Source organism: Streptomyces viridochromogenes DSM 40736, assembly GCF_000158955.1.
GTDB classification, from domain to species: Bacteria; Actinomycetota; Actinomycetes; order Streptomycetales; family Streptomycetaceae; genus Streptomyces; species Streptomyces venetus.
In genome coordinates this window covers 4,965,113-4,978,803 of the sequence record NZ_GG657757.1, presented here as the reverse complement: position 1 = coordinate 4,978,803, position 13,691 = coordinate 4,965,113, and the positions used below count along the sequence as shown (strand labels likewise).

Sequence of the window (13,691 nt, the reverse complement as noted above, 5' to 3'; positions counted from 1 at the left end):
GCAGGCTGCTTCGGACAGCGCCGTGACAACGCCTCCGTACCTTCAGATGCGTTCCCGGAAGACACGGGACGACCAAGGAACACAGGCAGTACGACCGGCGGCGGAGAGCCTGCCGGAACGGGGAAACGGGAGGCGGTTCACCATGGCGCAGGGCGAGGTGCTCGAGTTCGAGGAGTACGTCCGCACCCGGCAGGACGCGCTGCTGCGCAGTGCCCGCCGCCTGGTCCCGGACCCGACGGACGCGCAGGACCTGCTGCAGACGGCGCTGGTGCGGACCTACGGCCGCTGGGAGACCATCGAGGACAAGCGGCTGGCGGACGCCTACCTGCGCCGGGTGATGATCAACACCAGGACGGAGTGGTGGCGGGCCCGCAAGCTGGAGGAGGTCCCGACCGAGCAGCTCCCGGACGCCTCGGTCGACGACTCCACCGAACAGCACGCGGACCGCGCCCTGCTGATGGACATCCTGAAGGTGCTCGCCCCGAAGCAGCGCAGTGTCGTGGTGCTGCGACACTGGGAGCAGATGTCCACGGAGGAGACGGCCGCCGCCCTCGGCATGTCGGCCGGAACGGTCAAGAGCACGCTGCACCGGGCGCTCGCCCGGCTCCGCGAGGAGCTGGAGTCCCGCGATCTGGACGCACGCGCGCTGGAGCGTGAGGAGCGGGAGCGGTGCGCGGCCTGACCGGTGAGGGGTCTGCATGGCCCCCGGGCAGCATCCAGGCGGTGAGTACGGCCCTGGCCGTGTTCACCGCCCTCGCCCTTTTGGTGTCCGCGTGCGGCGCCGGCGGCACCGGCGCCCGGGACGAGGGCCCGGCGCACGCCGACTCGGTGGCGGGCGCCGCCGCCACCCCGTCCGCGGCGCCGTCGAAGACGCCCGACACGGTGAACGCGGTCAAGCTCGTCAAGGACGACCCGGAGGTCTCGCCCGAGGTGAAGCACGAGCTGAAGCCGTGCGTCGCCGACGAGTACCCCGTCGACGTGTCGTACGGCAAGCTGACCGGCGGATCGGCCGACGACGTCGTCGTCAATGTGCTGACCTGTGGTGACGCCGTGGGTGTCGGCAGTTACGTGTACCGCGAGCAGGACGGCTCGTACAAGAATGTGTTCAAGGCCGAGGAACCCCCGGTCTACGCGGAGATCGACCGCGGCGACCTGGTGGTGACCAAGCAGGTGTACGACAAGGGCGACCCGGTGTCGAGCCCCTCCGGGGAGAACGTGATCACGTACAGATGGACCTCCGGCCGCTTCGCGGAGAAGTACCGCACGCACAACGACTACGGGAAGGTCGTCGGCGACAGCGCGTCGCCGGTGCCGGCGAGCTGACGCGGGCGCGGAGCCGGTGAACCGATCGGGCACCTCGGTCCGATGTCCCGGTGAACGCGTCGCACGGACCGCGCGTCCCCGAGAGAGAACGCGAAGCACGCACCCCTACGAACCACACGAGGACTGAGAGCACCGGGATGGCAGACCAGACCCACGTCCTGTTCGTCGAGGACGACGACGTCATCCGCGAGGCCACGCAGCTCGCCCTGGAACGGGACGGTTTCGTGGTCACCGCCATGCCCGACGGTCTGTCGGGCCTGGAGGCGTTCCGGGCCGACCGCCCCGACATCGCGCTGCTGGACGTCATGGTGCCCGGCCTCGACGGGGTCAGCCTGTGCCGCCGGATCCGGGACGAGTCGACCGTGCCGGTCATCATGCTGTCGGCGCGGGCCGACTCCATCGACGTCGTCCTCGGCCTGGAGGCGGGTGCCGACGACTACGTGACGAAGCCGTTCGACGGTGCCGTCCTGGTCGCCAGGATCCGTGCGGTGCTGCGGCGTTTCGGGCACGCGGGCGGCGGCCGGGCCGAGGAGCCGGCCTCCCCGGCGGACGGCGGCGTGCTGACCTTCGGGGACCTGGAGGTCGACACCGAGGGCATGGAGGTCCGCAGGGCCGGGCGGCCGGTGGCGCTGACGCCGACCGAGATGCGGCTGCTGCTGGAGTTCTCCTCCGCGCCGGGCACGGTGCTCTCCCGCGACAAACTGCTGGAACGGGTGTGGGACTACGGCTGGGGCGGGGACACCCGCGTCGTCGACGTGCACGTGCAGCGGCTGCGGCAGAAGATCGGCCAGGACCGTATCGAGACGGTCCGTGGTTTCGGCTACAAGTTGAAGGCCTGAGCAGGGGTATGAGGGGGCAATTCCGGCGCCTGGTCGCCGCCGGTCTGGAGCGCGCGGGCATCCGCACCGGCCTGAGATGGAAGCTGAGCGCGGCCATCGCGCTGGTCGGGGCGCTGGTGGCGGTCGCCCTGAGCCTGGTCGTGCACAACGCCGCCCGGGTGTCGATGCTCGACAACGCCCGCGACCTCGCCGACGAGCGGATCATGATCGCCCAGCGCAACTTCGAGCTGTCCGGGCGGATGAACTTCCCCAACACCAAGATCGACGACCCTGATCTGCCGGAGGCGCTGCGGGACCGGGTCGAGGTGGGCCAGCGGGCCACCTACGTGGCGGACCGGCCGGGTGGCGCGCCGGACATATGGGCCGCCGTGCCGCTGAAGAACGGGCATGTGATGTCCCTGCACTCCGGCTTCACCGACCGCAGCTCCGACATCCTCCAGGACCTCGACCAGGCCCTGCTCATCGGGTCCATCGCGGTCGTCCTGGGCGGCAGCGCGCTCGGGGTGCTCATCGGCGGGCACCTCTCGCGGCGGCTGCGCAAGGCGTCCGTGGCGGCGGGCCAGCTCGCGGGCGGCGAGACGGACGTCCGGGTCCGGGACGCCATGGGCGGGGTCGTACGCGACGAGACGGACGACCTGGCCAGCGCGGTGGACGCCATGGCGGACGCGCTGCGGCAGCGCATCGAGGCCGAGCGGCGGGTCACCGCCGACATCGCGCACGAGCTGCGCACACCGGTGACCGGGTTGCTGACCGCCGCCGAGCTGCTGCCGCCCGGGCGCCCCACCGAGCTGGTCCTCGACCGGGCGAAGGCCATGCGCACGCTCGTCGAGGACGTGCTGGAGGTGGCCCGGCTGGACGGGGCCTCGGAGCGGGCGGAGCTGCAGGACATCATGCTGGGCGAGTTCGTCGCCCGGCGGGTGGCGGCCAAGGACCCGGCCATCGAGATGCGGATCGTGCACGAGTCGGAGGTCACCACCGACCCGCGGCGCCTGGAGCGGGTGCTGTTCAACCTGCTGGCCAACGCGGCCCGGCACGCCAAGCCGCCCATCGAGGTCACCGTCGAAGGCCGGGTCATCCGCGTCCGCGACCACGGCCCGGGCTTCCCCGAGGACCTGCTCGCCGAAGGGCCGAGCCGCTTCCGCACCGGCAGCAAGGACCGGGCCGGGCACGGGCACGGGCTGGGCCTGACCATCGCGGCCGGGCAGGCCCGGGTGCTGGGCGCCCGGCTGACCTTCCGCAACGTCCGCACGCCCGGGACACCGGAGCACCTGCCCGCCGAGGGCGCGGTCGCGGTGCTGTGGCTGCCGGAGCACGCGCCGACGAACACGGGGAGCTATCCGATGCTGCCGGGGTCGTAGGGCACGGAGAGGGCCCCCGGGGCGGGAGCCGCCGGGGGCCTGGTACAGGGGCGATGCTGCTGCCGCAGGTCCGTGGAGCCAAAGCCGCCGGGGAGGGCTCGGTGACAGCCCCTTCACCCCGGCAGCGCCCTGCGTCGGGACTTCGTCGTCGCCGCCGTCGCCGTCGCCCTCGGTCAGACCGTCTCGACCACCGGCATCTGTGCGGACGGGCCGTCCGCCTTGTCCTCGTCCGACGCCTTCGGTCCCGCCCCCTTCAGCGGCACCTCCTTCACGAACACCGCCGCGGCGAGTGCGACCACTGCCACCACGGCTCCGAGGAGGAACGCCGAGTGGGTGCCGGCGGAGACTGCGTGCTGGTACGCCTCCCGGGCCAGCACCGGCAGCTTCTCCAGGCTCTTCGCGTCGAGCTGCGCCGACTGCTCGGTCACCTTGGAGCCCAGGGCACCCGCGCGCTCGGTCATGACGTCCTGGACGCGGTTGTTGAACAGCGCGCCCATGATCGCGACGCCGAAGGAGGAGCCGAGGGTGCGGAAGAGCGTGGTGGAGGAGGACGCGACGCCCATGTCCTTCATCTCCACGCTGTTCTGCGCGACCAGCATGGTGATCTGCATCAGACAGCCCATGCCGAACCCGACCACGGCCATGAAGACACCGGACGTGAACCGCGAGGTCCCCGTGTCCATCGTGGACAGCAGGTAGAGCCCGACGATCATCAGGACGCTGCCGAGGACCGGGAACACCTTGTACTTGCCGGTGTTCGTGGTGACCCGGCCGGCGACCATCGAGGTCACCAGCATCGCGCCGAGCATCGGCAGGAGCAGCAGCCCGGAGTTGGTCGCGGAGGCACCCTGCACGGACTGCTGGTACAGCGGCAGGAACAGCGTGGCGCCGAACATCACGAAGCCGGTGACGAAGCCGATGACCGACATCAGCGTGAAGTTGCGGCTGCGGAAGATGTGCAGCGGCACCACCGGCTCGGCCGCCCTGGTCTGCCAGAACACGAAACCGACGAGCGCGGCGACTCCGATGCCGATCAGCTCCATGATCCGGGCGGAGCTCCAGGCGTACTCCGTGCCGCCCCAGGTGGTGACGAGCACGATCGCGGTGATGCCGACGGTCAGCAGGGCGGCGCCCAGGTAGTCGATCCGCGCCTCGGACCGCTTCTTCGGCAGGTGCAGCACCACGCTGATGGCGGCCAGCGCGACCACACCGAGCGGCAGGTTGATGTAGAACGCCCAGCGCCAGCCCCAGTTGTCGGTGATCGTGCCGCCGACCAGCGGTCCGCCGATCATCGCCAGCGCCATGACGCCGGCCATCATGCCCTGGTACTTGCCGCGCTCCCGGGGCGGGATCAGATCGCCGATGATCGCCATGACACCGACCATCAGACCGCCGGCGCCGAGGCCCTGGACGGCCCGGAAACCGATCAGCTCGCCCATGTTCTGGGCCATGCCGCTGAGTGCCGAGCCGATCAGGAAGATCACGATGGACGTCATGAACGTGCCCTTGCGGCCGTACATGTCGCCGAGCTTGCCCCACAGCGGGGTGGAGGCGGCCGTCGCGAGCGTGTAGGCGGTGACCACCCAGGAGAGGTGTTCGAGCCCGCCCAGCTCACCGACGATCGTCGGCATCGCCGTACCGATGATCATGTTGTCGAGCATCGCGAGCATCATCGCGATCATCAGCGCGAGCAGTACGACCCGTACGCTCCTCGGCTGCTTTCCCCCGGTGCCGGCGTCGGCCGCCGGTGTGTCCGTCGTGTCCGCCATCTCGTCCCTCTCCCCCTGCTACCGCTACTTCGCTACTTACTTGCCGACCGGCTAGTGACTACACTCGGAAGCTAGTCGCCTAACTAGCCGGGCGTCAAGTAAGTTTTATGAAAGCGGGGCGCGTAGGAGGATGGGCGGCACCATGGACGGCACCAGGCAGCGGCGCCGCGGGGACACCCGCCAGCGCATCCAGGACGTGGCCCTCGGACTCTTCGCGGAGCAGGGCTACGAGAAGACCTCTCTGCGCGAGATCGCCGAGCGCCTGGAGGTCACCAAGGCGGCGCTCTACTACCACTTCAAGACGAAGGAAGAGATCCTCGTCAGCATCTTCGAGGACCTCACGAAGCCGATCGAGGAGCTGATCGAGTGGGGTCGGCAGCAGCCGCACACGCTCGACACCAAGCAGGAGATCGTCCGCCGTTACTCGGAGACGCTGGCCGAGGCCGCGCCGCTGTTCCGTTTCATGCACGAGAACCAGGCGACGGTCCGGGAACTGCGGATCGGCGAGGACTTCAAGGCCCGCATCCACAGCCTGCGCGACATCATCATCGACCCGGACGCCGACCTGGTCGACCAGGTCCGCTGCGCCAGCGCCCTGTTCACGCTGCACGCCGGGATGTTCCTGCTCCAGGACCTTGAAGGCGACCCCGAGGAACGGAACAAGGCCGTCCTCGAGGTCGCCACGGACCTGGTGACCCAGGCCCACCGGGGAGCCGGGGGCTCCTAGGCCGGCCCGGGTCTCCCCGATCGTCAGACCTTCACGCCCTTGGCGCGCAGGAACTTCACCGGGTCGACCGCCGAGCCGTAGTTCGGGGTCGTACGGATCTCGAAGTGCAGGTGGGGACCGCTCGAGTTGCCGGTGTTGCCGGACCGGGCTATCTCCTGGCCGGTCTTGACGACCTGGCCGATCCGCACCTCGATCTTCGACAGGTGGGCGTACTGCGAGTACGTGCCGTTGCCGTGCTTGATCACGATGGCGTTGCCGTACGCGGGACCGTCACCGGCGCCGTTGCCACCGGCCTTGACGACGGTGCCGCCGTGGGCGGCGAGGACCTTGGTGCCGCTCGGCACGGCGAAGTCCTGACCGCTGTGCTTGTGCGCCCACATGCCGCCGTTCTGGGCGAAGCTCGCGGAGAGCTTGTACTTCTTCACCGGGTCGATCCAGGACGGCGTGGCCTTCTTGGCGGCCTTCTTCGCCGCGGCCTTCTTGGCGGCGGCGGCCTTGGCGGCCTTCTCAGCCTTCGCGGCCTCGGCCTTGGCGGCCTTGACCTGGACGGCAGCCTGCGCCTGGACGGCGTTCGCGGTGCCGGACGCGGCCGTGGTGTCGGCGGCGGACGCGACCCCGGCTCCCAATGCGACCGAGACCCCCAGGCCGGCGGCCAGCACGGTCGCACGGGTGCGGAACTGGGACGTACGGGAAGAACGGGACGTGACGCGCTGGGACATCGAAACCTCGCGTGGAAGGGGACGGAGAAAACCACCCGACGCGCAGTCGCTCGCCGAATGGCCATCCCTTGGTAACCCGAAGTCCGACAAACACCCAAAAACGTGATCTACTACAGAAGTTAGTAATTTGGTTCAGTGTTCTACGTCTCTTGACAGAGCAGTCATTCGGGACGAATCATGGCACTTGCCTGGACTTCGCCCTGCACGACGGGGCAAGAATCCCATTCCTCCCGGACCTTTTACCACTATTCCGCGTAGTAACGGACATATCGCCTGTGCGGCATGTCACCGGGGGCCCTCTTCGGCCATTCCGTAAATGTGGCGCACGTCTCTAGGCACCTACCGTCCGGTAACCCTACGGTTCCCCTCGCGCCACCCTCGCGCACGAACATGCACACGACATGTTGGCAGCGTCAAGGACGTGAGAGGACCCCCACGACATGCAGACCCTCCCCTGGTTGCGCCGCGCTTCGGTGACCGCCGTCTCGGCGGCCGCCCTCGTGGCACTGGCCGCACCGGCCGACGCCACGACCAGCACCTCCGCCGCCCCGGCCGCCACCGCGGCCTCCACGGCCGCCGCGGACGTCGACCACGACACCTGGCAGAAGGACTGCCAGGCGGTGATGGACCAGGCGCTGCCCTATCTGAAGCAGCGGATCGCGGCCACGAAGCCGGGCGAGAAGCAGGCGATCGTCTTCGACATCGACAACACCACGCTGGAGACCGACTTCGGCTTCAGTTATCCGCAGCCCGCCAACAAGCCGGTCCTGGAGGCCGCCAGATACGCACAGGAGCGCGGCGTCGCCCTGTTCTTCGTGACCGCCCGCCCGGACATCATCTACTCGTTCACGGAGTACAACCTCAAGCAGGCCGGCTACCGGGTGTCCGGCCTCTACGTCCGGAACTTCATCGACCTCTTCAAGAACGTCGCCGAGTACAAGACGGCCCAGCGCGTCGACGTCGAGAAGAAGGGCTACACGATCATCGCGAACATCGGCAACAGCGCCACCGACCTGTCGGGCGGCCACGCCGAGAGGACGTTCAAGCTGCCGGACTACGACGGGCAGCTGTCGTAAGCAGGCATGGAAAAGGGGCCGGTGCCTCTCGGCACCGGCCCCTTTCACTCGGCCGTGACGCTTACGCGTCCTTGCTCAGGTTCGGACCCGTGCCACCGGCCGCCTGCTCGATCGGCGGGGCGTCCGGCAGGGCCGCCTTCTCCTCGCCGCGGAAGGTGAAGGTCTTGGTCTCGCCCTCACCCTCGGTGTCCACGACCACGATGTGACCGGGACGCAGCTCGCCGAAGAGGATCTTCTCCGACAGCGAGTCCTCGATCTCCCGCTGGATGGTCCGGCGCAGCGGCCGGGCGCCCAGCACGGGGTCGTAGCCCTTCTTGGACAGCAGCTCCTTGGCGGACTGGGAGAGCTCGATGCCCATGTCCCGGTCCTTCAGGCGCTCGTCCACCTTGCTGATCATCAGGTCGACGATCCGCAGGATGTCGTCCTGGGTCAGCTGCGGGAAGACGACCACGTCGTCGACGCGGTTGAGGAACTCGGGCCGGAAGTGCTGCTTGAGCTCGTCCGAGACCTTGTTCTTCATGCGCTCGTAGTTGGACTTGGTGTCGCCCTGGGCCGCGAAGCCCAGGTTGAAGCCCTTGGAGATGTCCCGGGTGCCGAGGTTGGTCGTCATGATGATGACCGTGTTCTTGAAGTCCACGACCCGGCCCTGGGAGTCGGTCAGGCGACCGTCCTCCAGGATCTGCAGCAGCGAGTTGAAGATGTCCGGGTGGGCCTTCTCGACCTCGTCGAAGAGGACGACCGAGAACGGCTTGCGGCGCACCTTCTCCGTCAGCTGGCCGCCCTCCTCGTAGCCCACGTAGCCGGGGGGCGACCCGAAGAGACGCGACACCGTGTGCTTCTCGCTGAACTCCGACATGTCGAGGGAGATCAGCGCGTCCTCGTCACCGAAGAGGAACTCGGCGAGCGCCTTGGACAGCTCGGTCTTACCGACACCGGACGGGCCGGCGAAGATGAACGAGCCACCGGGGCGCTTCGGGTCCTTCAGACCGGCGCGGGTACGGCGGATGGCCTTCGAGAGCGCCTTGACGGCGTCGACCTGGCCGATGACCCGCTTGTGGAGCTCGTCCTCCATGCGGAGCAGGCGGCTGGACTCCTCCTCGGTCAGCTTGAAGACCGGGATGCCGGTGGCCGTGGCGAGGACCTCGGCGATCAGCTCGCCGTCGACCTCGGCGACGACGTCCATGTCGCCGGCCTTCCACTCCTTCTCCCGCTTGGCCTTGGCGGCCAGGAGCTGCTTCTCCTTGTCGCGGAGGGAGGCGGCCTTCTCGAAGTCCTGCGAGTCGATCGCGGACTCCTTGTCGCGGCGGACACCGGCGATCTTCTCGTCGAACTCGCGAAGGTCCGGCGGCGCGGTCATCCGGCGGATGCGCATCCGGGAGCCGGCCTCGTCGATCAGGTCGATCGCCTTGTCCGGCAGGAAGCGGTCCGAGATGTACCGGTCGGCCAGGGTGGCGGCCTGGACCAGCGCCTCGTCCGTGATGGAGACGCGGTGGTGGGCCTCGTACCGGTCACGGAGACCCTTGAGGATCTCGATCGTGTGCGGCAGGGACGGCTCGGCGACCTGGATGGGCTGGAAGCGGCGCTCGAGGGCCGCGTCCTTCTCCAGGTGCTTGCGGTACTCGTCCAGCGTGGTCGCACCGATGGTCTGCAGCTCACCGCGGGCCAGCATCGGCTTCAGGATGGAAGCCGCGTCGATGGCGCCCTCGGCGGCACCCGCACCGACCAGCGTGTGGAGCTCGTCGATGAACAGGATGATGTCGCCGCGGGTGCGGATCTCCTTGAGCACCTTCTTCAGGCGCTCCTCGAAGTCACCGCGGTAGCGGGAGCCGGCGACCAGCGCGCCGAGGTCCAGGGTGTAGAGGTGCTTGTCCTTGAGGGTCTCGGGCACCTCGCCCTTGACGATGGCCTGGGCGAGGCCCTCGACGACGGCGGTCTTGCCGACGCCGGGCTCACCGATCAGAACCGGGTTGTTCTTCGTACGGCGGGACAGCACCTGCATGACCCGCTCGATCTCCTTCTCGCGCCCGATGACCGGGTCGAGCTTGGACTCACGAGCGGCCTGGGTGAGGTTCCGGCCGAACTGGTCGAGGACCAGGGACGTCGAGGGGGTGCCCTCGGCAGGCCCGCCGGCGGCGGCGGTCTCCTTGCCCTGGTAACCGGAGAGCAGCTGGATGACCTGCTGCCGCACCCGGTTGAGATCTGCGCCCAGCTTGACGAGGACCTGGGCGGCGACGCCCTCGCCCTCGCGGATCAGGCCGAGCAGGATGTGCTCCGTGCCGATGTAGTTGTGGCCCAGCTGAAGGGCCTCGCGGAGCGACAGCTCCAGGACCTTCTTGGCACGGGGGGTGAAGGGGATGTGCCCGGACGGGGCCTGCTGGCCCTGGCCGATGATCTCCTCCACCTGCTGGCGGACCGCCTCGAGCGAAATCCCGAGGCTCTCAAGGGCCTTGGCGGCGACACCTTCACCCTCGTGGATCAGGCCCAGGAGGATGTGCTCAGTGCCGATGTAGTTGTGGTTGAGCATCCGGGCTTCTTCCTGAGCCAGGACGACAACCCGCCGCGCGCGGTCGGTGAACCTCTCGAACATCGTTAATCGCTCCTCAGAGCGGTCAGGCAGTGGGGGGAACTTCCCCTCCCTGTCCTTCCGCAGCTTAGTCCCGCAAGCGGGGACCGCTCATTCCAACTGCCGACACCGTCGATGGCCTCCTGACCCCGCTAACGCCGACATCTGCTCCAACCCGATGGTGCGAGACGATGTTCCCGCAGGCCAGACAGTTACCCCCTTCGCCAGTACGCCGATGGCGAACGTGAGACGGCCTTTCCTGCGTGGCGCCCCCTCCCACTAGGGATGTCTTACCCGTGGGGACCGGAAGTCCATGCCGAATGCCCCTGTCCCCTCCGCTACGGGCGAACAACCTTGCGTCTCCCCGCGCCCCCCGCACGCGCCCTTTTCGCGACTCTGTGCGCTTGTGACGGCACTCAGCGTAACTCGCGCGCCGTTCGGGCCGTTGCACTTGGCATGTTCGGTGCCCCTCGCTCCGTGATCGCGTCCGGGTCCCAGGCGGTCCCGTCTCCCCGCCGGCCGCTCGACCCGGCCGGCCATGCTTCCGGTCGTCCCGTCGCGAGCGGTGAGGCCGGTGAGATCGGTGAGGTCGGTGAGGTCGGTGAGGTCCGGCGGTGGTACGAGAACGAACTGGGCTGGCCGACGGTGCCTGGGGATCCGGTGCGGCTGGTGGTGGGGGCGCGCTTCGACGTCCTGGACGTCCCTGCCGAGGCGGGGCACGCGGCACTGCGCCACTTGGGAGCGGGCTCGCCGGTGGCGCTGCGGGGCGGCCGGATGCGGCTGCTGGTGGCCCCGGGCAGCGCGGAGGAGCTCCCTGGGCTGCTGGAGTGGCTGGAGTGGGGTTCGCTGCCGCTCGGCCTGACGGCGATCGGCCCGGGCGGCCTGATGGAGGCGCCGCTGCTCCGCGGGACGGAGGAGTCGCTGTCCGGTGGGGCGGAGGAGTCGCTGCCCGCTGGGCCTGAGGGGGTGGTGTCCTTCAGGGCGGGCGGGGTGCCTCGGGAGGGTCGGCCGCCTTACCGGGGCCGATTCGGTTCCCAGGGGGCCGCTGTGTGGCTGCGGCCCCCTGAGCCGGGGTGCGAGGTCGAGGCCTCGCTGCCGACGCTGTCGGCCATGGGGGGCGGTGGAGACGCCCCTGATCTCGTACGGCTGGTGGACACGGTGGCCACCCACTGCCACCGGGTCCGGCTGCGGCGCGCGGGCGCCCAGCCGCCGGCCTTGCGTGCGCAGGGTCGGTGGTGATTGGCGCTGTTCAGCCGTTGGCCTTCTCGTAGGCCTCGCGAATGGTCGCCGGGACACGGCCGCGGTCGTTGACCTCGTAGCCGTTCTCCTTCGCCCAGGCGCGGATGGCCGCGGTGTCCTGGCTGCCGCTCGAAGCCGCACGCGCCTTTCCGCGCCCGCCCGAAGCCCGGCCTCCGGTACGACGACCGCCCTTCACGTAAGGCTCGAGAAGGCCACGGAGCTGGTCCGCATTGGACGTGGTGAGATCGATCTCGTACGTCTTGCCGTCCAACGCGAACGTCACAGTCTCGTCCGCCTCGCCGCCGTCGAGGTCGTCGACAAGAAGGACCTGAACCTTCTGTGCCACCGGATTTCCTTTCATCGATATCTTCAGGGCCGGGGGTGTGCCGGCGTCCGCCGTATCGCCGTCCCCTGTTATATGCAGTACTGCAGTACGTCGGAAAGCAAACCGCTTTTGCCGGAAAAACACAAACCCTCGGCAGAGACCGGCAGCCCGGGCTGCGTCCGGAAACGTGCGCGTTTCGGACATAGGGCACCTGGGCAGGGTGGCGGCACAGAATATGTCTTGACGAACCGGGCGGCCGGTGTTGTGGCCGGTCTTGTGTCCCGTCTTGTGCGCCGTCTTGTGTCCCGTCTTGTGGCTGTCTCGGCGATCACAGATGCAGAAGCATGCGGCTGTTGCCCAAGGTGTTCGGTTTCACTCGTTCGAGACCGAGGAACTCCGCGACGCCCTCGTCATAGGAACGCAGCAGCTCCGCGTAGACATCCGTGTCGACGGGCGTCTCGCCGATCTCCACGAAGCCGTGCTTGGTGAAGAAGTCCACTTCGAAGGTCAGACAGAAAACCCGGCGAACGCCGAGCCAGCGGGCGGTGTGCAGCAACTTCTCCAGCAACTGGTGTCCGACGCCCGCGCCCTTCAGGCCGGGCTTCACCGCGAGAGTGCGCACTTCCGCGAGGTCTTCCCACATCACGTGCAACGCCCCGCAGCCGACGACCTCGGCGTTGTCGTCCCGTTCCGCGACCCAGAACTCCTGGATGTCCTCGTAAAGCGTCACCGTCGCTTTGTCGAGCAGGATGCGACCACGGACGTAGGCGTCAAGGAGACCGCGCACCGCCTGCACATCGGTGGTACGGGCCCGCCGGACGGTGATGGCTTTTGCGGGGGCTTCGGGGCTCTTCGCGGACATGAGCGGACGCTATCGCCCGCCGTGGTCCTGAGGGGAGGCGGGGTTCTCCGGGGAGCCTTCCGGGCCTTCCCGGGGTTCCGCGGGTGTGGGTTCGGCCGATTCCGACGGTTCGGTCGGTTTCTGGGTTTCCGGACCCTGGACGATGCGCACGGCATCACTGAGAGCCTGCCGCTGTTCCTCGCTCATCATGCCGAAGAAGGCGACGAGAGCCGCGGCGGGGTTGTCGCTCTGCGACCAGGCGTCGTTCATCAGGGCGGCGGCGTAGGCGGCGCGTGTGGAGACCGCCTCATATCGATAGGCACGGCCTTCCCGCCTTGCGGCGCACCCAGCCCTTCTGATGGAGATTGTCCAAAACGGTCATCACGGTGGTGTACGCGATGGACCGCTCCTTCTGAAGATCTTCCAGGACTTCTCGAACGGTCACCGGGCGGTTCCACTTCCACACCCGCGACATGACCGCGTCTTCGAGTTCTCCCAATGGGCGAGGCACAGCTCAGAACAATAGTGGGAGATCTCGGTAATGGCGTGGCGGACGTGCGCTTCACCGGCGAACGGGAACAAAAAGGGCGTACGACTCGAAAGCGTGTCACGCTTCGCGGGGTCGTACGCCGCCGGCCGGGGGGTGGGTCAGGCGTCGGCCTGCGGGGGTGTCGCGGAGGGCTGCCGGGCGCCCTCCACGCGCGCGAGGGCGGCGTCCACGGCCGCGTCCTCCTTGGCCTTGTTGGCGCCGCCCTGCGTCTTCACGATCACCCGGATCACGCCGATGAAGAAGATGGCCATGACGACCGGGGGCAGGAGCGCGGAGACGTAGTCCATGGATCCAGAGTAGCCACGTCAGCCCGCGGCGAGCTGCTGGGGGTTGGCAGGGGGCGGCGGGGTGGGCTTGCGGCG

General features: G+C 68.7%; 13 protein-coding genes and 1 pseudogene. 7 read left to right on the top strand and 7 right to left on the bottom strand.

The window, feature by feature from the left end:
• The first annotated feature begins 142 nt into the window (after positions 1–142).
• The 4 genes from SSQG_RS21925 to cseC all read left to right on the top strand — a co-directional run bounded on the left by SSQG_RS21925 (position 143) and on the right by cseC (position 3,520).
• Positions 143–682 (top strand): SigE family RNA polymerase sigma factor, encoded by a 540-nt coding sequence (locus SSQG_RS21925; protein ID WP_003992025.1) that lies wholly within the window; start codon positions 143–145, stop codon positions 680–682.
• Entirely contained in the window at positions 670–1,323 is a 654-nt protein-coding gene (locus SSQG_RS21920; RefSeq protein WP_425314999.1) for a hypothetical protein, read from the top strand. The genes SSQG_RS21925 and SSQG_RS21920 overlap by 13 nt, the downstream gene beginning before the upstream one ends.
• A 137-nt stretch (positions 1,324–1,460) precedes the next feature.
• On the top strand, positions 1,461–2,162 hold the full coding sequence (gene cseB, locus SSQG_RS21915; protein ID WP_003992023.1) for a two-component system response regulator CseB: 702 nt from the start codon (positions 1,461–1,463) through the stop codon (positions 2,160–2,162).
• 8 nt (positions 2,163–2,170) lie between these two features.
• On the top strand, positions 2,171–3,520 hold the full coding sequence (gene cseC, locus SSQG_RS21910) for a two-component system sensor histidine kinase CseC (protein ID WP_039933372.1): 1,350 nt from the start codon (positions 2,171–2,173) through the stop codon (positions 3,518–3,520).
• 173 nt (positions 3,521–3,693) lie between these two features.
• Here cseC and SSQG_RS21905 read toward each other — a convergent pair whose 3' ends face one another.
• On the bottom strand, positions 3,694–5,289 hold the full coding sequence (locus SSQG_RS21905) for an MDR family MFS transporter (RefSeq protein WP_003992021.1): 1,596 nt from the start codon (positions 5,287–5,289) through the stop codon (positions 3,694–3,696).
• Between the two features lie 142 nt (positions 5,290–5,431).
• On the opposite strand from SSQG_RS21905, the gene SSQG_RS21900 reads away from it, so the two are divergent.
• Entirely contained in the window at positions 5,432–6,016 is a 585-nt protein-coding gene (locus tag SSQG_RS21900; RefSeq protein ID WP_003992020.1) for a TetR/AcrR family transcriptional regulator, read from the top strand.
• Between the two features lie 23 nt (positions 6,017–6,039).
• Here the strand turns inward: SSQG_RS21900 and SSQG_RS21895 are convergent, their stop codons facing one another.
• Complete coding sequence (locus SSQG_RS21895) at positions 6,040–6,735, bottom strand: M23 family metallopeptidase (RefSeq protein WP_039933371.1); 696 nt, start codon at positions 6,733–6,735, stop codon at positions 6,040–6,042.
• A gap of 440 nt (positions 6,736–7,175) precedes the next feature.
• Between SSQG_RS21895 and SSQG_RS21890 the strand changes: the two genes are divergently transcribed.
• On the top strand, positions 7,176–7,811 hold the full coding sequence (locus tag SSQG_RS21890) for an HAD family acid phosphatase (RefSeq protein WP_003992018.1): 636 nt from the start codon (positions 7,176–7,178) through the stop codon (positions 7,809–7,811).
• 61 nt (positions 7,812–7,872) lie between these two features.
• Here SSQG_RS21890 and SSQG_RS21885 read toward each other — a convergent pair whose 3' ends face one another.
• On the bottom strand, positions 7,873–10,398 hold the full coding sequence (locus tag SSQG_RS21885; RefSeq protein WP_003992017.1) for an ATP-dependent Clp protease ATP-binding subunit: 2,526 nt from the start codon (positions 10,396–10,398) through the stop codon (positions 7,873–7,875).
• A 432-nt stretch (positions 10,399–10,830) separates the two neighbouring features.
• Here SSQG_RS21885 and SSQG_RS21880 point away from each other — a divergent pair, with 432 nt between their 5' ends.
• The gene (locus SSQG_RS21880; protein ID WP_003992016.1) at positions 10,831–11,613 is read left to right on the top strand and encodes an SCO3374 family protein; all 783 of its coding nucleotides are present in this window, start codon (positions 10,831–10,833) and stop codon (positions 11,611–11,613) included.
• 10 nt (positions 11,614–11,623) lie between these two features.
• Here the strand turns inward: SSQG_RS21880 and SSQG_RS21875 are convergent, their stop codons facing one another.
• From SSQG_RS21875 to SSQG_RS21860, 4 genes and pseudogenes are all read right to left on the bottom strand, one after another.
• A complete protein-coding gene (locus tag SSQG_RS21875) occupies positions 11,624–11,959 on the bottom strand; it encodes a histone-like nucleoid-structuring protein Lsr2 (RefSeq protein ID WP_003992015.1) in 336 nt (111 codons plus the stop codon).
• Positions 11,960–12,266: 307 nt separating this feature from the next.
• On the bottom strand, positions 12,267–12,800 hold the full coding sequence (locus SSQG_RS21870) for an amino-acid N-acetyltransferase (protein ID WP_003992014.1): 534 nt from the start codon (positions 12,798–12,800) through the stop codon (positions 12,267–12,269).
• A gap of 9 nt (positions 12,801–12,809) precedes the next feature.
• Positions 12,810–13,254 (bottom strand): annotated as a pseudogene (locus tag SSQG_RS21865) (BlaI/MecI/CopY family transcriptional regulator).
• A gap of 173 nt (positions 13,255–13,427) precedes the next feature.
• Positions 13,428–13,616 (bottom strand): hypothetical protein, encoded by a 189-nt coding sequence (locus tag SSQG_RS21860; RefSeq protein ID WP_039933370.1) that lies wholly within the window; start codon positions 13,614–13,616, stop codon positions 13,428–13,430.
• Between the last annotated feature and the right edge of the window lie 75 nt (positions 13,617–13,691).